The organism is Brachybacterium sp. Marseille-Q7125 (assembly GCF_023062615.1).
GTDB lineage: Bacteria > Actinomycetota > Actinomycetes > Actinomycetales > Dermabacteraceae > Brachybacterium.
This window is the reverse complement of the sequence record NZ_JALLAL010000169.1, coordinates 1-436: the sequence shown is the minus strand read 5'-3', so window position 1 is coordinate 436 and position 436 is coordinate 1. Positions and strand designations below refer to the sequence as shown.

Genomic DNA, 436 nt, shown 5'->3' with positions numbered 1-436 from the left:
GTTCCGCTGCCGCTCATCGAGGATTGCGGCCCAGTGCCCGCGCAGCTCCGCCGCAGCAGCGGCACCCCCGGCCACCCCTGCCGCCCCGGTACCACCGCCTCCGCCGGCCTCCGGGGCGGCCTCCCCCGCCGCCGCCGCCCCCCCCGCCGCCCCCCGCCCCCCCCCCCCCCCCCCCCCCGCGGCGCCCCGCCCCCCCCCCCCCCCCCCCCCGCCCCGCTCCCGCACCCCCCCCCGCCCCCCCCCCGCCCGCGCCCCCGCCGCCGCCGCCGGCCTGCTGGCCACCGCCCCCTCCGCGCCGGCCGCCTGCGGCTGGGCCGCGGTCGCCGCCTGCGGGTCCGGCGGCGGCTGGTCGCTCCCCGCCGGCTCCGGCTCCTACGGCGGCCTGCCGTTCTCGCGGTCCTCCTGGGCGGCCGCGGGAGGCCTGCCGTATGCGCCC

At 87.4% G+C, this 436-nt stretch carries 1 protein-coding gene; it reads left to right on the top strand.

The window, feature by feature from the left end:
- Nucleotides 1-22: 22 nt before the first annotated feature.
- On the top strand, nucleotides 23-436 hold a 414-nt coding region (locus MU407_RS14545), incomplete at its 3' end, for a transglycosylase family protein (RefSeq protein WP_348648040.1).